Source organism: Paenibacillus sp. ICGEB2008 (assembly GCF_000307675.1).
GTDB classification, from domain to species: Bacteria; Bacillota; Bacilli; order Paenibacillales; family Paenibacillaceae; genus Paenibacillus; species Paenibacillus polymyxa.
Genome location: NZ_AMQU01000008.1, coordinates 228,507 through 253,077, shown reverse-complemented (window position 1 = coordinate 253,077; position 24,571 = coordinate 228,507). Strand labels below are relative to the sequence as shown.

General features: G+C 44.2%; 25 protein-coding genes and 2 pseudogenes. 11 read left to right on the top strand and 16 right to left on the bottom strand.

From position 1 onward, the window contains the following. Window positions 1–73: 73 nt before the first annotated feature. Window positions 74–805, top strand: coding sequence for a hypothetical protein (locus C400_RS0109895; RefSeq protein ID WP_017426852.1), 732 nt, complete (start codon window positions 74–76; stop codon window positions 803–805). Between the two features lie 5 nt (window positions 806–810). Here the strand turns inward: C400_RS0109895 and C400_RS0109890 are convergent, their stop codons facing one another. Next, the gene (locus tag C400_RS0109890) at window positions 811–1,512 is read right to left on the bottom strand and encodes a DUF1963 domain-containing protein (RefSeq protein WP_017426851.1); all 702 of its coding nucleotides are present in this window, start codon (window positions 1,510–1,512) and stop codon (window positions 811–813) included. Between the two features lie 20 nt (window positions 1,513–1,532). Then, the gene (locus tag C400_RS0109885) at window positions 1,533–2,459 is read right to left on the bottom strand and encodes a cell division protein ZipA C-terminal FtsZ-binding domain-containing protein (RefSeq protein WP_017426850.1); all 927 of its coding nucleotides are present in this window, start codon (window positions 2,457–2,459) and stop codon (window positions 1,533–1,535) included. A gap of 159 nt (window positions 2,460–2,618) precedes the next feature. Between C400_RS0109885 and C400_RS0109880 the strand changes: the two genes are divergently transcribed. From C400_RS0109880 to C400_RS0109865, 4 genes and pseudogenes are all read left to right on the top strand, one after another. Further along, window positions 2,619–3,365 (top strand): hypothetical protein, encoded by a 747-nt coding sequence (locus C400_RS0109880; RefSeq protein WP_017426849.1) that lies wholly within the window; start codon window positions 2,619–2,621, stop codon window positions 3,363–3,365. A 276-nt stretch (window positions 3,366–3,641) separates the two neighbouring features. Next, window positions 3,642–4,728 (top strand): annotated as a pseudogene (locus C400_RS28695) (WXG100 family type VII secretion target). Window positions 4,729–4,761: 33 nt separating this feature from the next. Further along, the gene (locus tag C400_RS0109870) at window positions 4,762–5,598 is read left to right on the top strand and encodes a hypothetical protein (protein ID WP_016821807.1); all 837 of its coding nucleotides are present in this window, start codon (window positions 4,762–4,764) and stop codon (window positions 5,596–5,598) included. Then, window positions 5,591–6,076: a DUF5381 family protein gene (locus C400_RS0109865; protein WP_016821808.1), complete on the top strand. Its 486-nt coding sequence runs from the start codon at window positions 5,591–5,593 to the stop codon at window positions 6,074–6,076. Before C400_RS0109870 ends, C400_RS0109865 begins: the two co-directional genes overlap by 8 nt. A 44-nt stretch (window positions 6,077–6,120) precedes the next feature. Here C400_RS0109865 and C400_RS0109860 read toward each other — a convergent pair whose 3' ends face one another. After that, window positions 6,121–7,296: an aminotransferase class I/II-fold pyridoxal phosphate-dependent enzyme gene (locus C400_RS0109860; protein ID WP_016821809.1), complete on the bottom strand. Its 1,176-nt coding sequence runs from the start codon at window positions 7,294–7,296 to the stop codon at window positions 6,121–6,123. A 68-nt stretch (window positions 7,297–7,364) separates the two neighbouring features. Then, window positions 7,365–8,204, bottom strand: coding sequence for a MetQ/NlpA family ABC transporter substrate-binding protein (locus C400_RS0109855; protein ID WP_016821810.1), 840 nt, complete (start codon window positions 8,202–8,204; stop codon window positions 7,365–7,367). Between the two features lie 271 nt (window positions 8,205–8,475). On the opposite strand from C400_RS0109855, the gene C400_RS0109850 reads away from it, so the two are divergent. After that, on the top strand, window positions 8,476–9,033 hold the full coding sequence (locus C400_RS0109850; RefSeq protein WP_017426846.1) for a YdhK family protein: 558 nt from the start codon (window positions 8,476–8,478) through the stop codon (window positions 9,031–9,033). A gap of 148 nt (window positions 9,034–9,181) precedes the next feature. Here C400_RS0109850 and C400_RS0109845 read toward each other — a convergent pair whose 3' ends face one another. The 6 genes from C400_RS0109845 to C400_RS0109820 form a co-directional block, all read right to left on the bottom strand. Next, entirely contained in the window at window positions 9,182–9,469 is a 288-nt protein-coding gene (locus C400_RS0109845; protein WP_017426845.1) for an antitoxin Xre/MbcA/ParS toxin-binding domain-containing protein, read from the bottom strand. Window positions 9,470–9,482: 13 nt separating this feature from the next. Beyond that, window positions 9,483–9,968, bottom strand: a complete 486-nt coding sequence (locus C400_RS0109840; protein ID WP_017426844.1) for a methylated-DNA--[protein]-cysteine S-methyltransferase — start codon at window positions 9,966–9,968, stop codon at window positions 9,483–9,485. A gap of 22 nt (window positions 9,969–9,990) precedes the next feature. Continuing rightward, window positions 9,991–10,551 carry a bifunctional transcriptional activator/DNA repair enzyme AdaA gene (locus tag C400_RS0109835; RefSeq protein WP_026065412.1) on the bottom strand — a complete coding sequence of 187 codons (561 nt, stop codon included), beginning with the start codon at window positions 10,549–10,551 and terminating at the stop codon, window positions 9,991–9,993. A 137-nt stretch (window positions 10,552–10,688) separates the two neighbouring features. Next, window positions 10,689–11,474, bottom strand: a complete 786-nt coding sequence (locus C400_RS0109830; protein ID WP_017426842.1) for an isocitrate lyase/PEP mutase family protein — start codon at window positions 11,472–11,474, stop codon at window positions 10,689–10,691. 110 nt (window positions 11,475–11,584) lie between these two features. Continuing rightward, window positions 11,585–11,824, bottom strand: coding sequence for a hypothetical protein (locus C400_RS0109825; RefSeq protein ID WP_017426841.1), 240 nt, complete (start codon window positions 11,822–11,824; stop codon window positions 11,585–11,587). 290 nt (window positions 11,825–12,114) lie between these two features. Beyond that, a complete protein-coding gene (locus C400_RS0109820) occupies window positions 12,115–12,486 on the bottom strand; it encodes a hypothetical protein (RefSeq protein WP_016821817.1) in 372 nt (123 codons plus the stop codon). Between the two features lie 183 nt (window positions 12,487–12,669). Between C400_RS0109820 and C400_RS0109815 the strand changes: the two genes are divergently transcribed. After that, window positions 12,670–12,849, top strand: coding sequence for a hypothetical protein (locus C400_RS0109815; protein WP_013311365.1), 180 nt, complete (start codon window positions 12,670–12,672; stop codon window positions 12,847–12,849). Window positions 12,850–12,939: 90 nt separating this feature from the next. Then, window positions 12,940–13,749: a GNAT family N-acetyltransferase gene (locus tag C400_RS0109810; RefSeq protein ID WP_017426840.1), complete on the top strand. Its 810-nt coding sequence runs from the start codon at window positions 12,940–12,942 to the stop codon at window positions 13,747–13,749. 93 nt (window positions 13,750–13,842) lie between these two features. On the opposite strand, the gene C400_RS0109805 is transcribed toward C400_RS0109810, so the two are convergent. The 3 genes from C400_RS0109805 to C400_RS0109795 form a co-directional block, all read right to left on the bottom strand. Beyond that, window positions 13,843–15,015, bottom strand: coding sequence for an MFS transporter (locus C400_RS0109805; RefSeq protein ID WP_017426839.1), 1,173 nt, complete (start codon window positions 15,013–15,015; stop codon window positions 13,843–13,845). Window positions 15,016–15,092: 77 nt separating this feature from the next. Beyond that, window positions 15,093–15,371, bottom strand: a complete 279-nt coding sequence (locus C400_RS0109800) for an ArsR/SmtB family transcription factor (protein ID WP_016821820.1) — start codon at window positions 15,369–15,371, stop codon at window positions 15,093–15,095. Between the two features lie 171 nt (window positions 15,372–15,542). Next, window positions 15,543–16,280, bottom strand: a complete 738-nt coding sequence (locus tag C400_RS0109795; protein WP_017426838.1) for an SDR family oxidoreductase — start codon at window positions 16,278–16,280, stop codon at window positions 15,543–15,545. A 258-nt stretch (window positions 16,281–16,538) separates the two neighbouring features. Here C400_RS0109795 and C400_RS0109790 point away from each other — a divergent pair, with 258 nt between their 5' ends. Continuing rightward, the gene (locus C400_RS0109790) at window positions 16,539–17,468 is read left to right on the top strand and encodes an AraC family transcriptional regulator (protein ID WP_017426837.1); all 930 of its coding nucleotides are present in this window, start codon (window positions 16,539–16,541) and stop codon (window positions 17,466–17,468) included. Window positions 17,469–17,565: 97 nt separating this feature from the next. Here C400_RS0109790 and C400_RS0109785 read toward each other — a convergent pair whose 3' ends face one another. Then, window positions 17,566–18,210: a hypothetical protein gene (locus tag C400_RS0109785; protein WP_016821823.1), complete on the bottom strand. Its 645-nt coding sequence runs from the start codon at window positions 18,208–18,210 to the stop codon at window positions 17,566–17,568. Window positions 18,211–18,295: 85 nt separating this feature from the next. Next, the gene (locus C400_RS0109780) at window positions 18,296–19,333 is read right to left on the bottom strand and encodes a LacI family DNA-binding transcriptional regulator (RefSeq protein WP_016821824.1); all 1,038 of its coding nucleotides are present in this window, start codon (window positions 19,331–19,333) and stop codon (window positions 18,296–18,298) included. Window positions 19,334–19,674: 341 nt separating this feature from the next. On the opposite strand from C400_RS0109780, the gene C400_RS0109775 reads away from it, so the two are divergent. Further along, complete coding sequence (locus C400_RS0109775; RefSeq protein ID WP_016821825.1) at window positions 19,675–20,727, top strand: 2,3-butanediol dehydrogenase; 1,053 nt, start codon at window positions 19,675–19,677, stop codon at window positions 20,725–20,727. 170 nt (window positions 20,728–20,897) lie between these two features. On the opposite strand, the gene C400_RS26725 is transcribed toward C400_RS0109775, so the two are convergent. Beyond that, window positions 20,898–22,892 (bottom strand): AraC family transcriptional regulator, encoded by a 1,995-nt coding sequence (locus C400_RS26725; protein WP_017426836.1) that lies wholly within the window; start codon window positions 22,890–22,892, stop codon window positions 20,898–20,900. 332 nt (window positions 22,893–23,224) lie between these two features. Here C400_RS26725 and C400_RS0109765 point away from each other — a divergent pair. Next, window positions 23,225–24,567 (top strand): annotated as a pseudogene (locus tag C400_RS0109765) (amino acid permease). Window positions 24,568–24,571 lie beyond the last annotated feature (4 nt).

Sequence of the window (24,571 nt, the reverse complement as noted above, 5' to 3'; positions counted from 1 at the left end):
TGACAATGTATGGAAAATTATAAACAAATGATAAGATAGGATAGTCTAATATAAAACAGAAGGGAGATTGGTCATGCAGTCTGTTGATCACCAACTCTATCTGGCTGAAAGCCATTGTATTCCTAAATTATCCATGTCACGGTACATTCAATATTTTAATATAAATGTCAAACCATTTTTGGAACAATGTATGGTTGAGCATACGATCCAAGGCTATGAAGTCTACAGATTCAGATTGACGGCAGAAAAGCGCGGAGAATTCGATTCATGGAACTTCCTGCTGCTTCTACAAGTTGAAAGCAAATCGGTCGCCGAGCAATATGTGAAGTTAAAGCAACAGCTGATAGGCTTCCCAAAAGAAATAGAGGTACGCAGCGAATTGATGATCAGCACGCCCCAATCGAATTACCCCACACCACCGCAACATGTACAGCGACGTGCATTCAAACCCTTTTTTGCTGTTGAATATGTAGATGTGCAAGCCCCATATTTGGATGAATTTCGGCACATTATGATTCACAATAACGGCCCTGCCATGCGAAACATTCTTGAGCATAAAAAGTGGTGCTACATGATGATTGCCCTTGAAACATTGGAAGTGTGGTACCATCATGACGCCTTTCCGACATGGAATCAAATTCATATCATTGGCCTTTACCCAGAAGCTATGCTCCATTATAAAAAAGATTTCGAAGAAGGCTTGCAACAACATGCCGGAGTTACTTTTCAGGAAAACTTCGATAGACTCAAAAGTATTCGAACCATGCTGTACAAAACGATCGCTTCCAGGCTCTTCCCTACATGAGCTTATTAATAGAAATCAAAGTAACCTCGCCAGGTTCCTTCATTCTGATGCTTGGCAAAATAAAAGCTACCCCCATCGACAATATTCAATTCGGCTTTGGCATCTGACGCAATCTGAAACACAAATTCACAGCCTTCGCCAAAGTCGATGCCTTGTTGAATAAAGCTGGGATAGCCACCCATTTTGTGAACCGCATATATGTCCTCTACGATGTCCTCGAAATAGTCGGGCTCCTCCTCGTCCATATCTTTGAGGGCATTGCCGTATTCCTCAGGAATATCTTCACCGTCCCAGACCGGATAATCATTCTCTATGAGCTCGGGGAACAGCGGAAATGCTTTGATTTGCATAAATGCCGGACCAAAATCTTTTTCAACCAAATCCTCTACCGACGTATACTCACGAATACACATATATCCTTCCATATCCTCATGATCCAGTACATCGGGAGACAGGAAGACTGTCAACAGCTTGATATCACGTATAGCCTGAGGAACAAAAGGCATAGCAGGCAGATACAATTGCATGATCGGAGCCATAACATTTCCCTGTACATCAATCGGCTGTTCCTCTGTCGGTAAAGCTACTGTGACTCTACCGATCCAGCTCTGATCAAGGGAACACGACGGTCTGCGTCCCCCTGTATGAAAAATAGTAGCTTTACGTCTTAAAATCGTTCTTAGCTTCTCAATGGAGTTGCTGGACAACGAAATTACTCCTTTCTAACCTAGAATAGAAACATCACAACATCTTCGCCTGCTCTACAACCAAACTCACTTAAGCGGTCTTCCATCTCTTGGATCTGGCGCAGATAGTCTTCCTGTACAGCTGGCAGCTCCTGTTCATTCACTAATGTCCCACCGAGTCTGGCGCGCGCATATTCGGCACCTTTCCACATCGCCTCAAACACAGCTTGCGGCTGCACCGTTCGTACCGCATCCATACTGAAAATCAAATCTGCAAAGCGATCCTCTGCGAGTGTACTCAACCAAAAGAAGCCGGGCTCAGTTCCTGTATGTACGCTAAATAGTTCATCATAGCCTCCTGGACCGTGATGGTGTGCATGGAAAATATCCATATCTCCCCACTCCATTCCAAGGCTGAGCATGACATCCCAGATGTCCACTCCACGGTAAGATTGACCTTGATCCGCTACCAGCCTAAGCATGACAGTGTGTTCCCTCTCACCTTCCTGATCTACAAATGCTTGAAGTTTTTCCGCTTTTGCACGTGCATGAGCAGCGTTCTCCCGAGGAAGCACACGAACGGTACCCTTCTCCTGAAATCGCGCTGGCAGTGTGTTCATAAAATCAGTAACCTTGGCTTCTTCCAATCGAATCTGCATCTCTACATTATCGAATATATCCATACAAATACAGATTTTATCATAATGGCATTCGCCTGCCGGTCTGCGTCCCACACTAGTCCATATCTGCAAATCATGGACGTGCCCATACACAATATACCCCTTAAGCAATTGCAAAATATCTTCATCTGACAACGTAAAACCACTGAATTCCACATCAATCAGCCAATAGATATTAGCATCTGGCTCCACTTGATGGATTCCTTTTATGGTCTTCACAGGCTTCTGTACCAACTCTACGGCAAGAATGCTAGATACATCCTCACTCCCATGTTCTGGTAAATTCAAGAATTCCCCTCCTTATTACCTGTTTTCACTTAACAGTTTCCTATAATTCTCAATCTATATTAAACTATAAATCACCAAGCACAAAATAGTATAAAAACGGTGCTGGGTCGTTGAACATGATTCGTAGAAACTCAAAGCTTCGAAAGGGGAGAACTCATGATGCAAAAACTTTGGCAAAAAGGAAAGGCTTTGTCCCTGCCTATTATGGTGTCTGCATCGCTGATTTCTGGAGCGCTGTTGGTAAATATACCTGCAGCGAATGCAGCTGCAACCAAGGAATTGCTTCAGTTATCCGGGCAGGCTACTTACTATGGAGAGGTTGAGAATGGTCAGCCACACGGGCGCGGTACGATCAAATGGAGCGAATATAAGCAGTATTCGGGTGATTTTGTGAATGGCAAGCGATCAGGTACTGGGAAATATATAAATCAATACACGGATGCAGATGGACAACATCATAAAGTCGTATATAGCGGAACGTGGAGCAATGACACCATAAGTGGCAAGGGTACGCAGACTGATAAAGTGACGCAAACGAACGGAACGATACGTTCGAATGAAATCCAAGTCGGTACTTTTCAGAACAATGGATTACAGAACGGCTACCAAGTGATCCATGCTGTAGCCGATCCAGACTACAGCTTTACTTATAAAAATGGTAAAGAAGTGCTAAATATTTTGCACAGTAATCAGGATCTGGTCCAAAGGTGGCAGCAAGGAGAGCTTTTCTCCGTAAATTATAAAAATGGCTCCGTTCAAAAGGAATACTCCATGTTCCCTGAAGAGGTCGCAACCAAAGAACGTCAAAGACAAGCGGCCATCAAATATCTCAAAGGGATTACCACCAAGATCACCCCTCACTTACAGCAGTTTGAAAAGCTGTCCAAGCAGGTTCCTTTAAAATAAGCTAGAGTGTCGCACATTATATAGTAGCTTCTATGCATGATGGCCTCTCATTCTTATGGAAAGCTCCATTTGAACAGAGAGGCTTTTTTTCATTTTCTTTATGAGTGACATGTAAGAATTTCGAATCATAACAACTCCTACTATTTTCCCTTATACCCCCTCATGAACTCATACAAATGACTTATTTTTCACAAAAACCCCCTCCTTTTTTTTGCTAACCACCGCTAGAATCACTAAAATATTAAGTAATTATTTTAATCATCCGAGGTGGACATCATGGCTAAAATTATGGTTCCTCCTGAGAAACTAGAGGCGGTTTCCAGGCAGTTCGCACAGGCACGTGAACTGGGAGCACAAATTTGCGGACAACTGTCACAGCAAATTCAAATGCTAGAGAATAGCTGGGCAGGAACGACACAGCAGCGCTTTTATCAGGATTTTCATAAAGCACGTGGACAAATGGATGCTTTTACTCAAACGGTCGGTTCTGTCAGCACAGAGCTGCGTTCCATTGCAGTAAAATTCAAGGAAACAGATACCCAAGCAGACACAGGGATTAACCAAGGTAATCAGAGCGGGCAGATTAAGAGCAATGAAGGAGCATCTTCCGAAAAAAGAGGAAACGATCCAGCAGATATAGCCATTAACAGCCTGTCAGAAGCCAATAAATGGCGGGGGCAACTGGGCTTTGCCGGGACAGCGATCTATAGCGGTCTGGCTTCCACACTTGTGCTCACCAAAACAGTAGAATTCAAAAAAAAGTCTGAAAAATCCCACTCGGGCGATTATACATAATGCGGCATGGGTGAAAGGCAAAGGTAACAATGCTTTTATGCGTAATTTGGGCAAAAGCATAAACCGCCAATTCGCTAAACCAGGTATTGTCATGAAAGGCTTGAAGGGCTTTGACCGTTTAGCCGGAAAGCTGCAAATGGGTAAGCTCGGCCTTGGATTCAACAAAGCCAATAGCTTTCCTCAGTGGACGCGCAACGTCATCGCCGGGGTGGAAAAAGGACGTTATGGCATAGCCACTCGCCAAATTCCCGGCATGATTGCCAAAAAGCTGTATCCTATTAATGCCACCATGAATATTGTGGGCGAGGGCATCAGTCTGGCCGGAAAATGGAAAAGTGGGAAGCTTACCGGAACGGATGTCGCTGTATCTGCTTCTAACGTAGCGATCAAAACTGCCGCAACTTATGGTGGTGCTGTCCTTTTGGGGTCCGTAGGCGGTGCTATCGGCGGTCCGGTTGGTGCAGCCGTCGGTGCATACGTTGGCGGTACAGTGGGAAGCTGGGCAGGTGGAAAAGTCGCCAAGTTCGCCGAAAAAGGGATACGCTGGGCCAGCAAACTATTTAAATAACATACACTTAACAGAGAGAGAAGGAGCCTGACTATGGACAAACAAACGGTAATTTTAACGCTTGAGGAACTAGGCTTTGCCTTGACTGCACTGGGTGCAGAGGATATGGCTTCGGGTCTGCTCCAATCCTATTACGGGGAACTAACGGAGGATCGCTGGGAACTGCTTTTTCATGCTGCAACACATAGCCTGGTATCCAAGGGCTTGTTGGAACAGCAGGATGACGGGCAACAGCAGCTTGAATTTGATACGTTCATTGTTGACATGCTGGCTCATCTGGTACAAAGCCGCCAAATGCTGCGTGGATACAAGGAGCAACAGGACAAGCAAAATACATTAACGATACACCATGGAAATGGCCGTTTTTTGTATCACCTCTCCAGCCACAATGAACTCCATTTCTTTCGCTGGTCTTCCCCAGAAGACTGGCATCACGACATTGATCAATTATTCGACCTGTTTTCCCCAAACTTCAATGCACACTGCCGATACGTCGATCTGACAGAAGAACAGTGGAATGAGTTAACCTCATCCAACTTCACGATGCAGCAAATGGCAACGTGGAAGCTTCAAGAGTCGGCTGAGCAAATGATACAAGACTGGCGAGAGGATTTTAATCGTAATAACTGCAACCTCGATAATTTGAGCCAGATGGTATACACGGACACGGATGAAGAGGGGCCTTCCGTTACAAATCTGCTATTTGTTCTTAAAGGAACGAATGATGTGTGGATCGTAAGAAATACAGAACTGGATATGCAGGCCACCCCATGTCTGCGCATTGAAAGTGTGACTGAATCAGACTGGAGAGAACGGATAACTCAGTTCATTCAGGCGTTTGTACCCGACGAGGCGGTATTCCGTGGATAAAATTGTATATCGCAGATCTCTGGCATTTTGGAAAACCCTTGGTAGCTTGATGTTTGTGCTGATTTGTCTGTTTTTACTGTTGCTCATTTTTATCGACGAAGATATCTCTGCTCTGCAAATCTTCTTCTTTATTACGTCTGCTATGATTGGACTTCCTTTTTTTGGTATTTATTTGGTGGTCTGTTTGAACAGAACGCTTCGTAAGGATACCTTCCTGTTCATCTTTGATGAACACAGTATTTCCGACGGTATTCGAACTGTCCCGTGGTCTGCAATCACTAAAGTTGAATTCGAGGGAGCCTCCATCCGCAAATGGTTGCGCCCTCGTTTCCCCACCTTTATTTTTCATCTGAATGACCGCAGCACCTGGGAAGTCAGCACCGATTATGTGTTGAACGATATGGAACTGAATCAAGCCGGGAAACAACTTCGAACTCTCATTAACCAGTATGGCAAGCCGAAGAAAAAACGTTTTTGATTTGCGCTCTCATTCCATGAATTTCTTTTATTCCAGCTTATTCTTTATGCTTGAAAGACACCCGTTGCTGCGATGCGCTGTACCGCCTCTAGCAGTCTTTCTTTACTGTTCACCAGGCTGACCCTCACATAAGAGGCTCCTGCACGACCAAACCCTTCTCCAGGGGCAACCGCAACATGCGCCTCGTCCAATAAAAAGTTTGCAAAGGAAGCCGATGTATACCCCTCCGGCACCTTGAACCAGGCAAAAAAAGACCCTTGGGGAGCGGCAACATCCCAGCCAATATTTCGTAACGCTGCAATGAGAACATCACGTCGCCGCTCATATAACGCCGCGAGCTTCCGTACTGGCTCCTGTGTGCCCAGCAATGCGACAGCTCCTGCATCCTGTACCGCGCCAAAAACAGTGCTGTAGGCATGCGTATGATAATGCTTGAGCGCACCAATAACGGACGCATTTCCAACCGCAAAGCCAAAGCGCCATCCAGCCATGTTATACGTTTTGGAAGCTGTATACGTCTCGACACCATATTCCTTGCCGCCAGGGATTTGCAATAGACTAATCGGCTTATGCCCGCCAAATCCAAGAGCACCATATGCAAAGTCATTCATAACCGGAAACTGGTGCCGAGCAGCATAATCCAGTGTCTTCGTCAGGAAATCTGCGGAAGCTACCGCTCCTGTCGGATTGTTCGGATAATTAATCATGAGCAGTTTGACCTGCTCTGCAATTTCTTCCGGTACGGTTGTATAGTCCGGCAAGAATCCATGTTTCTCATCCAGAGGAATCGTATGAATACGAGCTCTTGCCAGCGCAGCAGCGGAATAATATTGGGGATATGCCGGATCGGTGGTCAACAACCAATCACCGGGATTCAGCAACGCCTGCGGAATCCCCATTACACCTATGGCTGAGCCATTGAATACAGCAACTTCCCGGTCAGGGTCCAGCTCCACCTGATACTCCCGTTGATAGAACGCAGCGACAGCCTCCAGCGTGCTTCTTTTCCCATGAAAAGGCGGGTAGCCCTGATTGATCGGTTGATCGACCGCTTCCTTCAAAGCGTTGATGATATGCGGTGGTGTTGGCTGATCTGGGTTGCCGGCTGCCAAATTAATTACATCTATTCCTTTGCTTTTATACAGATTCACTTTGTCATCAATTGCGCTAAAATAGTTGTCAGGCAGAGCCTTGACGAGATCAGAGGATGAAAAAATCACGTTTATCTCCACCTTCTATCCATAAGATACAGACTAGGTAAGTCAGCCCACATAAGATAATACCTCAGTTATTTAAAATAGCTTGGCAGCTTGTAGCCTTCATACACAGGATTCGATTGGATGTACTTTTGGAATTCATCCGAATGATATCCCTCAATAATGTCTTTGACGAAGGGCTTGTCCTTATTCTTGCGGTCCACAGCTACCACATTTGTGAACGGGTCTGTCATATTTTCAAGCTTTAATGCCGAGGTCAACTTCATTCCATTCGATACAGCAAAGTTCCCTTGTATAGCCGCAAAATCAACATCCTCCAGTGCACGTGGCCCCTGTGCCGGGTCGGTAGCAACAAATTGCAGATGATGCGGATTAGAGGTGATATCGTTCACCGAAGTTTGCAATGGATCGATATTGTCCTTTAAGGTAATCCAACCTACTTCCTTCAAAATGTTCAGCGCACGCAGCATATTGACTGGCTCGTTGGGCAGGTTGATTTGGGCTCCAGCGCTGACTTCGTCAAGGCTGGTATGCTTGCTGGAGTACAATCCCATTGGAGGAGTCGGAACTTGCACAGCACCAACCAGATCAATATTCTCCCGCTTATTCATTGAATCCAGATAGAGCGAGTGCTGGAACACATTGGCATCAATATCTCCATTAGCTACGGCTACATTAGGCTGAACCCCGTCTGTAAACTCTTTATATGTAATCTTATATCCCTTCTTCTCCAAATATGGAGCCACACCATTCTTAAACTGATCGCTATATGGACCGGGATTAAAGCCGATATGCAGTGTTTTCTTTTCTTCGTCCGCAGCGCTGCCCGACGTATTTTTGCTGCCACAGCCTGAAATAAAAAGCATAACTACTCCCAGCAGCACTATAAATGAAATCCATTGTTTCTTCATTTTGATGTCTCCCCCTGCTCCTTGATATGGTCTAGTTTTGGTGATTTAAAATATTTAAAGCTTTTAAAACATAGTAATTTGATATGTTTTGTAGATATTACAATGATTTTTTACTCACTGTCAACAACATTTAAATTACGTATCTTCCGCAAAACTAAAAAGGGGATCGCTTCGGGCGATCACTTCACCAATTTGTCATATAAATCCGTTTCAAATATACCCCTATGGGGTATATTTGAATATAGAATAAAACCCAAAAGGAGTTATAAATATGAAAAAACAATGGGCTTTGCTCGCTGGTACAATTATGATTATTTTGAGTGGGTGCGGGAACAGTAATACGCCGACCCAGGAGCACACGACAAGCAGCAGTCAACAGCATGATGCATCAGATATGAACCATTCCACCTCCAGTGAGCTTCCTGCTGGACTAAAAGAAGCTGAAAACCCAGCCTTCAAAATTGGCAGCCAAGCGACCATTCAAGCCGATCATATGGCAGGCATGAAGGGCGCTACGGCCACGGTTGTAGGTGCTTATACGACTACTGCTTATACAGTCTCCTATACACCAACCACTGGAGGAGAAAAAGTGAATAATCATAAGTGGGTTATTCATGAAGAGATTAAGGATGCGGGCAGCGAGCCCTATGCAGCTGGCACAGAAGTTATTCTGGCGGCAGATCATATGAAGGGGATGGATGGGGCTAAGGCTATCATAGATTCCGCTGAGCCAACGACCGTATATATGGTAGACTATACGCCGACTACTGGAGGAGAGCCTGTCAAAAATCATAAATGGGTGACGGAGAGTGAGCTTTCAACCAAGTAGAACTCTTTTATCATAGGTTGCTTGTGATCGCCAAAGGGAGCCGGGCAACGGCTCCCTTTGTACAGCTTTATTGGGTTTGGACAAACCTAGTTGGCTTCACTTCTAGCCAATGTTCAATGTTCATATGTATCTGCTAGAGTCAGTTGATTTAACGCGGCATACGCAGAATGGCTGCCTTCAGTGCCTTGGTCCCTTCTTCGCTTTTTAAATAATCCGACGGTGTTTCGTGACCAAGTGCGGGAACCTTTCGATCCATCCAAGTCAGCAAATACTCGCCCATGTCGGGCAGCAGCACGATCTGAATTTCCTTTGGAATTTTACTTTTGGCCACCTTTGTCCTTATCACCGGATCTACCTGATCATATCGCTCCTGATAGATCTGAACCATGTTGGCCCAGCTTTCCGGCTTAAACTCTTTTAAATATGTCTCTCTCATCCATGAACCCTCCTTATGATCTCAGACAACGCTTCTCATGCTGGAGCAACCATTCTTTTCTCCATAGGCCACCTGCATAGCCAGTTAGTTTCTGATTTGATCCGATAATTCGGTGACATGGAATCACAATGCTCAGCTTATTTTTGCCATTCGCACTGCCAACGGCTCGGATTGCTTTTTCGTTTCCAATAGCGAGAGCAATATCTTTATAAGCTGTCATTGTACCGTAACCCACGGTCACCAGCGCATTCCATACTTTTTGCTGGAAGTCCGTACCTTCAAAAGCATAAGGAAACGAAAATTCAAAGCGCTCACCTTTAAAATACTCGTCAAGCTGGCTGGCGCATTCCTCTAATACTTGGATTGGAGCTTCTTCTGTAAGCATCGTTAAAGGCTCATTCCGATTAGAGAACATAATGGAATAGACAGCCTCACTGGTGCCCCGTATCTCTATCTCTCCAATCGGCGATACATAATTTAATACGTATAACTTGCTCATTAAGGATATCCACCTTCCTTTTCTAATCCTTATTCAAATTTCTATACTCACTAGGAGAACATTGGTTCAAGCTGCGAAACGACTTATAGAAATTGGAGGGACTTTGGAAGCCTGTCTCATAGCAAATTTCAAGATTCGTAAGATCTGTATTTTTAAGAAGATAAGCTGCCTTATCTACTCTTATTTTTTCCAAATACATACGCGGGGTTTCCGAGGTTTCTTGTTTAAAGATCCGATCCAAATAAAAAGTGCTTATTCCAACATGATCCGCAATATCCTGCAATACTAGTTTTTCTTTATAATGATTGATTAAAAAAGCTATCACATTCTGGACAAGCCTGATATACGGCGAAAGATCTGTATGAGGCTGGCATCTTTTGCAAGCGCGAAAACCCGCTTTTTCCACGGTGTCCACATCAAAGTAAAACTCGACATTGATTTTTTTCGGCTTTCGGGATCGACAGGAAGGTCGGCAATATATACGGGTTGTTTTCACAGCGGTAAAAAACACCCCGTCATATTTACGATCACATGCTATAATTTTCTCCCACATTTCTTCAAAAGAAAGACTAGGTTTAGCCATGATCAAAGAATCCGTCCTTTCTCTAGTTCATACTCATATAGTTCAGGACTTTGTAAAATTCGATTCCAGTCGCTCCGAAGTGCAATATATAGACGAACTAAACCATTTCGATCTATATATTGTTCATTGGAAGTCGCTTATGGGATTTTTGCAAAATCCTCATATAAATCTGAAGTATCTTGAAGGTTGATCAACTGTTCCGCATTCTTTTGCAAAGCAACTATTATCTTATCAGAAAACGCATTTCCAAAGCTAAACCGTTTGACTCCTAACTGCTGAAGCTGGCGGACATTCGTCAGACCTGGCAAAGATAAAACATTAAGCGGAGCATGTATATGAAATACAACCTCTCTGATCTCTTCATCACTCTTTAAACCTGGAACAAAAATTCCATCCGCACCACTATCCACATACGCTTTGGCCCTTTCTATGGTCTCCGAAAGTGGAGTCTCCATCTGCAAAAATGTATCCGTTCTTGCATTTATAAAAAACTCTTTAAACCCATGAACATCCAAGGCAGCTCTTATTTTGGACAGCAGGTCACTGTGCGCCCTCACTTCTCGAAGTCCCTTTTGCTGTTTTAATGAATCCTCAATATTAATCCCCGCCACTCCGACATCGGCTGTCCTTAATACATGCTCGACAATCGTTGCCGCATCCTCCCCATATCCTGCTTCAATATCTGCCGACACAGGAACTTGAACATGCTCTGCAATAGTGCGAATGATGCTTATATGCTGGTCAAAATCAATAAGCTCTCCATCTGCAAACCCAAGTGTATTGGCAATCCCCCAACTCGTTGTACCTATCGCCTTAAAGCCTGCCTTCTCCAGAGCCACGGCAGATAGCAAATCCCAAGCATTCCCCAAAAATAAAGGTTCCTTTGAAGTATGAAGTGCATGAAATTGCTGGATTTTGTTCATAAATATAGCCTCCTAATAGGTGATGTTTCTCATTCTATCAAGAGGCTGTATTTGTTTCGTCCTCATTCTTGCACATATGGTCTGTGAAATTGCTTTTTATGTTAACGAAGCTATTGGAAAAAAGGATATATGATGTAGCTTACAAGCAGTCCCACAATAAAAGCGGTTGAGACGTTAAGCCACTTTGGCCGATTTTCTGAATCCAAGTCCAAAATAGCTACCATACAAACCAAAATAAAGACAACAATCTTCCATTTTATATCAAGATAGGGGTTCACTAAGCCTGCGATCAAAGCCATAATCCGCATTAACATTCTCCAGAAAAAAGGATACTTGGTAAACCAATTCATAGACTAGCCTTCCTTCCTTTCTTTCTTTCCATACTATATTTAAAATTTAAATTTCATTTTAAAGAAGTATGCCATACGCTTAAAATGTATTATTTCACATTATAAGTAAAATGCGATTGTTTTCATCGCCGACATGAGTGTACATCGTTGACTTGTCCATGATTTTGTTTTACTTTTAAAGTATTACTCATATTTTCCAGTTCTATCATACAAAGACCGTTCCAGAAGCCCCAAACCTGCAAGCTTCTGAAACAGTCTAGTAAAATAGCGTATTTATAAACTAAAGACCGTTAGATGATCCGATAGCCGGATGGCAGTCTGCCAGTACTGCGGATATTACGGATTTGCTGCAACGTCAAACGTTGATTGGTAGAGATAATAGATTCCACATCATTCCCGCGAATCAGATCATCCAGGTCGGCGATGCTGCGATTGCCTCTATACACACGGAAGTTACCTCTAAACCGCGTGCCAGTAAAGAGTACAAGTGTAGCATTGCTGCTGGTAGAAAAGAAACGCAGACTTTCGATGCCATCGAGAATATTATCGGTGTTGCGGATACCTAGGTTTCCTCTGAATACTCTGCTAGAACCCCGAAAATTTTCTTCATTGTAGACTGTAAGGCGTGGATACGTTTGAGATACGTATGCTTTATTAGTCATGTTGTAAATTCCTCCTTTCAACTTTAGCATATGCTTCCCTATTCAATTGGCGCGGGCCTCACAGCATTCATCTAAAAATGGTTATGTGTTGAATAGAGTAGACGCAGACTTGAAAAAGGAACATACGTTCTGTATAATTTATCTTAGTAATTTGGAAAATCCTGAACTAACGGAGATGCAGACATGGACGATAAATTTATTGAGGAACTACGTGAAATTAGCAGGAACGACAAGCGAAGATCCGAATTTCTCATTAAAGGGATGAAGGAAACGCTTCAGGAAAGAAAAGAAAAAAACTTTATCGAAAGATGGATTTGGCGACAAAAGAATAAGAAGCTTATAGCGCGGAAGTTTAAATCCTAGTAGATATAACAACAGCTCTTCGTAGCAGTTTATTTTCATAGCATATACAAGTACATTAGATCAAACCTCATTTTTTAGGGAGGCAAAGCCATGATTGAGCAGCTAGTCCCATTCGATGATCTATTAAATCACAATCCATTTTTGATTGATGAGGTTCGATATAATTTGCTTCATCGAATATGTGAGTCAGAAGAATCAACATGCCTTAAAACGTCTGATGGAAATATGATTTTCGCTCAATCACCCGGACATAAGGCTTGGCTATGGATTTCGCAGCAAATCATCGGCAACCATAAGTTAACCTATATCGAAGAACTCTTACATTATTTAGAAGGAACCAACCTATCAGGTGTATGTGGTGATGTCGAAACAGCCGAGAATTTCGCACATGCTTACGCCGAGCGGCATACTGCTCAGGTACATACTCATATGGTTATGGAATCTTATTTCTGTCCTGAGTACAACAAACCTTCCGGCGTTGAGGGGATCATACGACAAGCCACTTCAGAGGACGTACAGGTAGTTGCCCAGCTTCTAGCTGGTTTTTCAAAAGATGCTTTAGACCGTTCAGTTGATCCGACTAGTCAAATATCAGCTGCGAAGGCAGCGATCGAGACAGGGAATTTATATCTTTGGATTGTAAATAGTATGCCCGTGTCCATGGCTAACATTGCTCATCGTTCTCCAAGGCATGGCCGTATTAATGCTGTTTATACTCCCCCTACCTGGCGAAAAAAAGGTTGTGCCAGCGCAATTGTATCGGGGTTATGTTCCATTTTAAAAAATGAGCAGCTAACCCCCATGCTTTACGCAGATGTAAAAAATTCAGTTTCCAATCAAGTTTATAAAAATATCGGTTTTAAAGAAGGCGGCAAAATTACTGATATTGCGTTTGGATAGACCCTCCTGCTGTCAGAGAGCATATGATTGCTCATTCAAAACAAACAAGCCCAGCGATGCCATCTACCGCTGAGCTCATTTTTCTATAATTCTTTATTCTGTTACACCCAATTCCGTGTGAACCGAAGATCTTCGTGAAAGTAAATATACAGCTACCATGGCGATAGCGACACCAGCTGCTCCAAACCAAGGGATGGAGGCCAGCGTAACCTGACCAACAACTACACCGCCAATTCCGGCTCCCGCTGCCATAGCAAGCTGCATGGTAGACTGGTTGAGACTCAGCATCACACCGGAAGATTCCGGTACGAGAGTGACCAAGTTATATTGTTGAGTAGGTCCGGTTGTCCAGGCTGCGAACGACCATAGAATCAATAAAGCAAATACTGCCATCAAAGAATGAGCGGCAAAAGGAAGTAAGAGTAAGGAAATACCGTGCAACATCATGCCCCCTAATAATGTAAAGGGTATGCCCTTTTTATCCGCGCTGTATCCACCGATTTTTGACCCGATTAGACTGGCAATTCCGAAGGCGAGTAATACTGAGCTTAGCATATCCTCTCCTACACCTGATACATTCAGCAAGTACGGTGAGATGTAAGTATACGCGAGTGAATAACCTCCTAGCCAAAAAAAGGTAATGCCTAATCCCAAGGCAACTTCAGGCTTTTTCAGAAGTGCAAACTGCTGCAGTAAAGGGATCGGTTGATCTCCTTTCAAGCGAGGGATTGTCATAGCGATAACGATCAAGGCAATAATCCCCGCTAAAGCGATGCCGAGAAATACGGTTTTCCAGCCATATGCAGAAGAGATCATTCTCCCAAGCGGCACCCCTATAATCAGCGAGGCTGTAAAACCCATAGTGACTGTAGCAATAGAACTGGCCTGCTTGCCAACTGGGGCTATTTTTGCAGCAATGCTCAGTGCAGTAACCACGACCATCCCCGCCCCGAGGGCCATCAGAATACGTGCGGCAATAAACATACCAAAACCAGGCAAGACAAAGGAGAGCATATTGGCTACTGCAAATAATCCTAAGGAACTCAAGAGCAGGTTGCGTCTGTCCCATTTAGCGGTTACTGCCATCAGAATCGGCGTGCCTATCGCGTAAGCAAGAGAAAAGACGGTAATCAGCTGGCCCGCTGCGGACACCGTAATCCCCATGGTTGTCGCAATCTGATCCAAAATACCTGAGATAATGTACTCAGATGTACCTACCAAAAAACTGACAATGGCCAAAATGTACACCTTCCACGTGCTCTGCATTTTAAAAAACGCCTCTTTTCTTTAGTTTTTTATATTTTTGTATTTTTACAAATATCGAAATTAAGACTAAAAAAAAATTATGTCAACAGGAACGGGGCATATTTCTGTGCTGCTTCCACATCCAAGCTGTAATAAATAAACGTCCCCTCTTTGCGGTATGTGAGCAGTCCCGATTCTGCCATTTGCTTCAAATGGTGTGATAGCGTTGAAATCGCTACACTGTTCAGCTTCTCGCCCAGTACAGAGCAGCATTGATCACTTTCCTCTTTTAGCAGAAGTGCTATCTTGAGACGAGTCGGTTCTCCAAGTGCTTTATATATTTTTACAGCTTGCTGCATCTCTGTTGTCTCTTTCACCCTGTTCGTCTCCCTTCAGTTCCAGTCTTAATTTCGATGTTTGTCGAAATTAACTTAACACAAACATTGGTAAAAGTAAACCCACATAAAATAATCCCCCATCGGCAAAGAAGGATAGGGGACAAAACAATCTGAATGCAGAGATGGAACCACGGATTTTATTGCATGGAGTTAATTTGTGCTTGCCGTGGGTCTGACAATGATTTCATTCACATCTACATCCGCAGGCTGCTCCATGGCATACACAATGGAACGAGCAATGGCATCCGGCGAAATCGAAATACGGCGGTATTCTTTCATTCCCTGCCGAGCCTCTTCATCTGAAATACTGTCGGCAAGCTCGGATTCGGTTACTCCCGGTGATACCAGCGTTACACGAATACCCCCACCAACCTCCATGCGCAACCCCTCAGAAATCGCCCGAACTGCATACTTTGTTGCGCAGTATACTGCTGCAGTCGGGGTTACACTATACGCGCCAATAGAAGCAATATTGATAAACTGACCAAAACCTTGCTTTTTCATAATGGGGAGCCCGGCCGCGATCCCATGCAAAACGCCTCGTATATTAACATCGATCATGCGGTCCCATTCTTCTACTTTTAAGGCTTCTAATTTTGAAAGTGGCATCACTCCTGCATTGTTCACAATGACATCCACACGTCCAAACCGTTTTTCAGCGTACTTAATGAACGCTTCCATCTGCTCCCTTTGGGTCACATCCAGTTGCATATAATCAGCCGATCCCCCTTTTGAACGAATTTCGGAGGTAAGAGCCTCCAGTCGTTCTGTTCGTCTGGCCCCTAATACAACATGAGCCCCATGTTGAGCAAGTAAACGAGCAGTTGCTTCACCGATTCCACTGCTTGCTCCTGTAATAGCTGCAACTTTCCCTTTAATATCTAACATGCTTATTCCTCCTTTAGTTAAGAAATTAATGAAGTAGATGCTTTCCCTTTTCACATGTTTATTGAGCATTGTTTCTACATCTTTATTATGAGACGATGGTGATTGGAGATGGTAGAAGAATCAGAGCAAATTATTGCCTAATCCTCCAAAGACACTTAATATGAATTCAAATCCATATCGAAAAACAAAGCGCATCTCAAAGTAAATTTGTCCACTGAAGAGTGAAGATTACTACGGTGTAAAAAAGGGAGGGGCATAGTGAAAGCAACCGAAATTGAGAGTTCTACCACGGAAAAGCAAGCCGAATTGACCAGTCTCATAGAACAATTTACAAGTCACGACGGAGTTCACGCTACAGATATCCCTTCACTTCACTTCGTCCGAAGTTCGACTACCACCGTTCCAATTTATCAGGTCCATGAACCCGCCTTATGCATTGTGGCTCAGGGAAAAAAAGTCGTGATACTCGCAGAGGAAAGTTACTATTACGGCACATCCGACTACCTTGTGGTTTCGGTAGATTTACCAATTTCCGGGCAGGTGATACAAGCCTCAGCAGAAGCCCCGTATTTGTGCTTCCGGCTCAATTTTGATCCGTATCAGGTTTTGGATCTCATCAAGGAGTCTACTTTTCCTACTACCTCAATACCTGATTCCAGGCGAGGCTTGTATGTAAGTCAAACCAACTCCCTACTGCTGGATGCCGTGGTAAGGCTCGTACGTCTTTTGGAAAGACCGCAGGATATTCCGGTGTTGGCTCCATTAGTTATACGTGAGATATTGTATAGGATTTTACAGGGGAAGCAGGGAGAGTCCTTAAAACAACTGGTCATGACTGGTAGCCATTCAAACCGGATCGCAGAAGTCATAAAGCGAATTAAACAAGATTATGATAAGCCGTTGCGAATTGATGAATTGTCCCAACTAGCTAATATGAGTCCTTCGTCGCTACATCGTCATTTTAAAGAGGTTACAGCTATGAGCCCAATGCAATATCAAAAACAATTACGTCTGCAAGAAGCCCGTCGCCTGTTGTTATCTGAATCAGCAGATGCGGCAGATGTCGGTTTTCAGGTAGGCTACGAGAGTCCCTCTCAATTCAGTCGTGAATACGCTCGTTTGTTCGGCCTCCCTCCAATTCGTGATATCAAGCGCTTGCGTGTAGATCAGGATTACCTCCAATCATAATCGTAGGATGTACAAACAGCACAAAAAAGCTGCCTCGGGTAGAGAAGCAGCTTTTCATTTTATATACTTCGAGGCAAAGCTCATCGCTCATTCAGCATCAGTACGGATTATCCAGCTTGGCGAACAGAGCACGAATAACATCCTTCTCTGCCGTAGTAAGCTGTTGTCCTGCCTGCCATTGTTGAATCTCTTTCTTGACTTCCTTCGGGTCTCTATAGCTGAGAGCATACCCGATGCCCCCTATACCTTGTACGCGGTTGGTTTTGTCCATATCTGCCAATGCTCGGATCATCGTAGTTTTGTCCCTTGTAAACAAATCTTCCATAAGATTATCGTATTCTTCAGTTAGCGCTCCATCCAAGCCAGCAGTGCCCTTGATCACATTCGGGAAACTTTCCGAAGGAACCAAAGCGCGCTGTTTATAGAGATAATCAATGATTTCCATGCTTTGATGTTCACTAATTTCGTTCATCTTCCCCCAATGGATACCTGCCAAATGGTCCGTAATATGACGTACTTTTGCTTCATCACTGAGGGATGAATCCTTATAAAAGGACAGTACAAGTTCCTCTTTACTTTGCTGGGTATGCTGCGTACTGGTTGCACTGGCCGCACTTTGCTTGGGCTCCTCATTGCTTGCTCCAGACGGCGACGCAGGGTCAGCATGGGGAGTACATCCTAGGATTACAGCCAGCAATAATGTAGTACAAGCTCCAGAAACGAACACGCTACCTTTTGACATGAATCCACTCTCCTATCCATATCTATTACGCCTGCAGCCATTCATCCATGGTTATAACGGAATAGGGTTCAGAGCTAGACTTACTTTACTCGTCATGTCCAACCGTAGGCTTACGGATCACGGAGACGCTGGATTCCCTGACAATCAGGCGAGGCTCAAACTGTATACGCTCATAATCCCCCACGGTCTGTTCCTGAATTCGCTTAAGCAGCAGTTCCGCAGCCAGGCGTGCCACCTCTTCCCCCATGATAGAAACTGAGCTGATCTGCGGGGTCGTTACCGTAGCCCACAAATTGTTATCAATACCGACCACTGCAACCTCTTGCGGTACTTTTACACCCAAATCCTTAAAGCGGTTTACGATTCCTATGGCCACCATATCATTAACTGCATAAATCGCATCCGGCATATTTTTCAAGCTGTAAAAATAATCGGCTGCCCGTAGCCCGGTCTCGAAGGAAAAGTCATCGCCAAAATACACCAGTGAAGGGTCCACATGCTGGAGAGACTGCTCATAAGCAAAGTATCTCTCTTCGATTTTGTCCTTCGCCGCACCTGCATAAGCAATTCTCGTTCTTCCGATTTTAAGCAAATGCTCCATCACAAGTCTTCCCTCTTGCCGGGCCAGACTGACGATATCCGCTTTGACGTCTTCACCCAGCTTCTTGCCATAGTTAATAATAGACACGGGAACGTTCGCTTTGTTAATCAGATCAACCAACATTTTGGGATACGCCAGCGGCATAATGATGAGCCCGTCTACATGCAGCTTCTTAACCTCACGCACCGTTTCAAGCTCCATTCTGGCATTCCCGGCCGTATTGATCTGCACGACACGATAACCGTGCTGCTTGGCAGCCTGTTCTACGGACCAAGCAATCTCTGGAATGATGGCGTTCCGGATATCTGGTACAGCCAGCGCAATTTGGCGTGTCTGCCGCACCTTTAGACTCTGAGCTGAAGTGTTAGGCGTAAAGCCCATTTCTTCAATCACTTGCAAAATAAATGCCTTCGTCTTGGGGCTGATACCCTCGCTATCGTTAATAGCCCTGGAGACAGTCGCAATACCGACCCCTGCCCGCTTGGCTACATCCTCTATGGTTACTTTCTTTTGCTCTGACACACCCAAAATCCTTTCACGCTCGGAATCGTTTTCTCTCTATGCACATAAACTCTCTAATATAGATATTATACCACAGAATGAGTCTCTAAAAATTGAATTCGTTTTCTTCTAGTCTCTTCCTCACCTGAATAATTCATAAAAACTCTTTTGTACAGAGCAACAAGTCAAATATAGCGCCATAGTCACAAGTGATTATATTCACAAAAAAATCAAGTGCTTTTTGCATTAATTTGGTTTGACAATGTGTAAAAATTGTGACATATTATTTTTCGGAAACGTTTCCTTATTCATTCACTTTTATAGCAGCAATGATCATATATTCATCAAGGAGATGACAAGACATGCAAGCATTGAGATGGCATGGAGTAAAAGATTTACGTTTGGAAAACATTGAGCAACCCGCTGCTCTTCCAGGAAAAGTAAAAATCAAAGTAGAATGGTGTGGCATTTGCGGAAGTGATCTTCACGAATATGTAGCAGGACCGATCTTCATTCCTGAAAACGCTCAGCATCCACTGACTGGCGAAAAAGCTCCGATTGTGATGGGACATGAATTTTCTGGACAAGTCGTTGAAATCGGTGAAGGTGTAACTAAAATTCAGGTTGGCGACCGTGTAGTCGTAGAACCGGTTTTTGCATGTGGAGAATGTGATGCATGTAGACAAGGCAAATATAACCTTTGCGATAAAATGGGCTTCCTCGGTTTGGCAGGCGGCGGCGGTGGATTTTCTGAATATGTCGCAGCTGACGAGCACATGGTTCACAAAATTCCAGAAAGCGTATCCTTCGAGCAAGGCGCTTTGGTAGAGCCTTCGGCCGTTGCTTTGTATGCTGTACGTCAAAGCCAACTGAAAGTCGGCGACAAAGCTGTCGTATTTGGCGCTGGTCCTATCGGATTGCTGGTTATTGAAGCGTTGAAAGCTTCGGGCGCCTCTGAGATTTATGCAGTAGAACTTTCCGAAGAGCGTAAAGCTAAAGCTGAAGAGCTGGGTGCTATTGTGCTTGATCCTAAGACTTACGATGTTGTGGAAGAGCTGCACAAACGGACTAACGGTGGCGTAGATGTAGCCTATGAAGTCACTGGAGTACCTCCTGTGCTGACTCAAGCTATTGAATCCACTAAAATTAGCGGACAAATCATGATCGTCAGCATTTTTGAAAAAGAAGCTCCAATCAAACCGAACAATATCGTTATGAAGGAACGCAATCTGACTGGTATTATCGGCTACCGTGATGTATTCCCGGCTGTCATCAGCTTGATGGAAAAAGGGTATTTCCCTGCTGACAAGCTTGTGACCAAACGTATTAAGCTCGAAGAAGTAATCGAACAAGGTTTTGAAGGTCTCCTGAAAGAAAAAAATCAGGTTAAAATCCTGGTATCTCCGAAAGCCTAATATCGAAAAAAACAAGATGTCTGCCCTGTGCAGGCATCTTTTATTATAAAACCAGGTTGCACGGCAAGCGTCCATGTAAATGAAAAGACAAAACAGCGCTCTCCTACTATGGTCTCTGCCGTGAAGTAAGAATAGCGCTGTTTTATTATAATCTAGATGATTGAGTTACATTATTTCATTACATTTTTCAGAACATCATCAATCATTTGACTGTTTGCAATTGTACCTGTATACAGCCAGCTGGAATCCTTGCCAAAGTCGTATACATGGCCTTCTTTGACTGCCGGAATTCCTGCCCAGACTGGATCTTTAATAATCTTATCCTTGCTCACAATTTTGCTGTTCACGATAAAGATATAATCAGCGTTCAGCTCAGCCAATTTTTCCAGGGATAAATTGCTCCAGTTCGCCTTGGCCGTTTTGGAAATTTCCTGTACGACCTGTGGAATCTTGAATCCCAAATCCTTGTACAATACATCACCGCTGGATAAATTCTGGTTCACCACATATACATTTTTATCCGTTACCCACAATGCCGCAGCCGTTTTTTGTCCTACCGTCTGACTGAGCTTGGCTTTCGCCTCTGCTGCTTTTTTGTCGTAATTGCTTAATGCCTGCTTCGCTTCACTGCTCTTATTCAGCACCTCACCCACGGTCAGCAGCTCTTGGCGCCAATCATTATTCATATTACTGCCCACAACGTAGGTTGGAGCAATTTTGGAGTATTGATCATATTTGTCGCCTTCCACCATGCTCGCACTGTCCATCATGATCAAGTCAGGCTTGAAATTCAGAACCGCCTCGAACGGAAGATCTGAAGCGATGGCAGGAACATCTTTCAGTTCTTTTTGCAGGTAAGCTTGAACTGAATTTTTACCCACCGACCATTGGGCTACCGGTTTAACACCCAACGCCACCAGATGATCCTCCAGATAAGAAGCGAGCACACGCTGAGGCTGAGCCGGAACCTTCACCTCATGCCCAAGTGCATCCTTCAGTACCCTTTCCTGTGATGCTGGTTCTGCTGATGTATTATTGTTCCCTTGCGAAGCGCCATCGGTTGCCGTAGGACTGGATGTGCCTGAGCACGCGCTCAGCAGCAGGGTAAAACTAAGCAATACAATAAATGCCATGGAATGCTTTGTGTTTCTATTCATTTGTAAAATCCCTTCGTCATGGTTTTGATAATGATTATTATCCTCAATACCAGTATGCAGGGCACCACCTGTTGAATCAATGGAACATTCAGACAGGCTTGATGGATTATCCAGACGCATATCACTAACAAAAGCAGATGAATATAAGCTGTCCCGATAATGAACCGGGGATACGCCAGTATATTTTTTGAATGCCCGGCTAAAGAAATAGACATCTGAATACCCCACACTCGCAGCAATATCCTGCAAAGTAGCATCCGTCTTCCGCAAAAGCTCCTTCGCCTTGTCCATCCGTAATTGAATCAAGTACGTAATCGGGCTACTATCCGTTTGTTTTTTAAATAACCGGGTCAGGTGTCGCGGACTACATTCCAATAATCCGGCCAAACGTTCCAGCGTGATGGACTCCGCATAATGAGCCTGTATAAACCGAATCGCCTGTGCCACCACATCTCGCGTAGAAGTCCGAGTCTGCGGTTCCTGCGATTGGCGCATACATTCATATGCAAAATCATAGAACCGACCCTGCGCCTGAACTTTGGATAACGCCTCTTGATCCTGCCATGTGTTCGCCAGTAGCTGCAGCTTTTGATATAGTATAGCCGGATAGGGCGGTATGAAACCATAAGCTGCCGAAGGTTGATGATAAACTGTGCGTCCTGATAAAGAAGTTGCTTTATATAGTACAAGAATATATTCGATCCCGCATGATGAAGGCTTTATATTCAGTTCAAAGCCCTTGCCACCATGTAGTACATAGCCTGAATGGGATGCATCCTTCCAATCATCATCCAAGTGCACGCTACCCTGTAGCATGAACACAAAAGCGTGCGCTGGAAGACGATATAATTGAACCAGCTCTTCCGCTTCCAATCGAATGTGCCGGACATCCATGACACGGATCGACGAATGAAGCCATACGGACAGCAGCTTGTTCAGTTCATCAGCTTCATGCCCCTTGCTCATCCCGGATTGAGAACCTGTCTGCTTTTGCCGATCCTGCTTCACGTATCAAAGCCTCCGCTTCATAAATTCATACTTTTTTCCAAACCAACCTCATTATATATCATCCTTTACTTTGGCTACCATGAAACAATTATTCCCGCGCGAAACAAGGTGAATATAACATAAAGACAGAATGATATCGATATTACAACAATCGTCAACAATATCATTCTGCCTCTGTTTCTACATTTTTTCCTCTATCTATTTTAATCTCCCTACCAGATCCTATTTCTTTCATTTCCTAATTGGATATTTTCATGTAGTATAAGTCTAATTGAAGTAACCCTGCTTGGGCTATGCTGAAGCTGTACACTATGATGAAGGAGGATTTCATATTGAAATCAAATGAAGCAACTTTACACAAAAAGCTTCGACCACGGCATATTACCTTTATGGCTATGGGTGGAGTCATCGGGACGGGTATTTTTAAGGGTAGCACCGAAACGATTAGCTTGGCAGGACCTGGAGTTATTTTATCCTATGTCTTCGCAGGACTGCTGCTCTTGGTCGTTATGGGTGCGATTGCGAGATGGCTACCGTCTACCCCAACATGAATATGAAGGATTTTATTCGCAAGGCTTTTGGAGAACGACTTTCTTTTATTATCGGCTGGTTGTATTGCTTCATGTGGCTGGCTGTTTGTGTCATTGAGGTCATTGCCGCGGGAAGCTTCCTGCAATATTGGCTGCCAGATGTCCCTCTATGGCTCCTCAGTTTAGCGAGTGCGGCTTTCATTATTGTCGTCAACATGCTGAGTGTCGGCGGTTTAGGGGAGCTGGAGTTTTGGCTGGCAGGCATTAAAATTGCCATGATTATTATCTTCATTGCCTTGGGTGGCTGTATACTGTTTGGGATTATCCCCACTGAAACTCCACCTTATTTAAGCAACTACGCTCAGCACGGCGGGTTTTTCCCCAATGGCTGGCTGGCAATCTTTTCGGCATTGCTGGTCGTTACCTTTTCTTACGGAGGTTCTGAGCTGATCGGATTGACGTTGACGGAGACTGAAAATCCAGAAAAGGTACTGCCTAAAGTGGTTAAAAGCTTTATTCTTCGCGTTGTTTTGTTCTATACGCTGCCTATTCTCATTATTTGTGGCTTGATTCCCTGGAACCAACTGGATGCAAGTACCAGCCCGTTTGTACAGGTATTGTCTTCTGTAGGGCTTCAAGGCTCAGCTCATGTCATGAACTTTATTCTGATCACTGCTGTACTGTCAGCCGCCAATTCGGGAATTTACGGGGCTACACGCATGCTCCATTCGCTGGCGATTAATGGAGAAGGTCCCAAGTCACTCGCTCGCCTGTCTTCAAATGGAGTTCCGGTGAACAGTCTCAAACTGTGCGCGGTCATCCTGATTGTTGGCTCCATGGTCGCATACGTCGCTCAGGACGGGCTGTTCCGTATTTTAATGGCTGTACCTGGCTTTGTCGTGCTGCTCGTCTGGAGCTGCATCTGCCTGTCCCAATTGAAACTGCGCAAATCTTATCCAGTGGAGCCTACCTTCAAGATATGGGGATTCCCTTATGTGACGGCGGTTACGGTCGGATGCCTATGGGTCATTGCCTTCCTGTTCTTGATTGACCCGCAAAATCGGATTAGCATCAGCGTATGCGTGGCTTTCATGGCATTTTTGGTCATCTGGTCTTTGGTGAAGTTCCGGAGAAAGCAGGCTTAAACAG

Bases quoted from the DNA above. Each gene is read 5' to 3' on its own strand.
- C400_RS0109895 (WP_017426852.1), top strand. From the start codon at position 74: ATGCAGTCTGTTGATCACCAACTCTATCTGGCTGAAAGCCATTGTATT.
- C400_RS0109880 (WP_017426849.1), top strand. From the start codon at position 2,619: ATGCAAAAACTTTGGCAAAAAGGAAAGGCTTTGTCCCTGCCTATTATG.
- C400_RS0109870 (WP_016821807.1), top strand. From the start codon at position 4,762: ATGGACAAACAAACGGTAATTTTAACGCTTGAGGAACTAGGCTTTGCC.
- C400_RS0109855 (WP_016821810.1), bottom strand. From the start codon at position 8,204: ATGAAGAAACAATGGATTTCATTTATAGTGCTGCTGGGAGTAGTTATG.
- C400_RS0109850 (WP_017426846.1), top strand. From the start codon at position 8,476: ATGAAAAAACAATGGGCTTTGCTCGCTGGTACAATTATGATTATTTTG.
- C400_RS0109845 (WP_017426845.1), bottom strand. From the start codon at position 9,469: ATGAGAGAGACATATTTAAAAGAGTTTAAGCCGGAAAGCTGGGCCAAC.
- C400_RS0109840 (WP_017426844.1), bottom strand. From the start codon at position 9,968: ATGAGCAAGTTATACGTATTAAATTATGTATCGCCGATTGGAGAGATA.
- C400_RS0109835 (WP_026065412.1), bottom strand. From the start codon at position 10,551: ATGGCTAAACCTAGTCTTTCTTTTGAAGAAATGTGGGAGAAAATTATA.
- C400_RS0109830 (WP_017426842.1), bottom strand. From the start codon at position 11,474: ATGAACAAAATCCAGCAATTTCATGCACTTCATACTTCAAAGGAACCT.
- C400_RS0109825 (WP_017426841.1), bottom strand. From the start codon at position 11,824: ATGAATTGGTTTACCAAGTATCCTTTTTTCTGGAGAATGTTAATGCGG.
- C400_RS0109820 (WP_016821817.1), bottom strand. From the start codon at position 12,486: ATGACTAATAAAGCATACGTATCTCAAACGTATCCACGCCTTACAGTC.
- C400_RS0109815 (WP_013311365.1), top strand. From the start codon at position 12,670: ATGGACGATAAATTTATTGAGGAACTACGTGAAATTAGCAGGAACGAC.
- C400_RS0109810 (WP_017426840.1), top strand. From the start codon at position 12,940: ATGATTGAGCAGCTAGTCCCATTCGATGATCTATTAAATCACAATCCA.
- C400_RS0109805 (WP_017426839.1), bottom strand. From the start codon at position 15,015: ATGCAGAGCACGTGGAAGGTGTACATTTTGGCCATTGTCAGTTTTTTG.
- C400_RS0109795 (WP_017426838.1), bottom strand. From the start codon at position 16,280: ATGTTAGATATTAAAGGGAAAGTTGCAGCTATTACAGGAGCAAGCAGT.
- C400_RS0109785 (WP_016821823.1), bottom strand. From the start codon at position 18,210: ATGTCAAAAGGTAGCGTGTTCGTTTCTGGAGCTTGTACTACATTATTG.
- C400_RS0109775 (WP_016821825.1), top strand. From the start codon at position 19,675: ATGCAAGCATTGAGATGGCATGGAGTAAAAGATTTACGTTTGGAAAAC.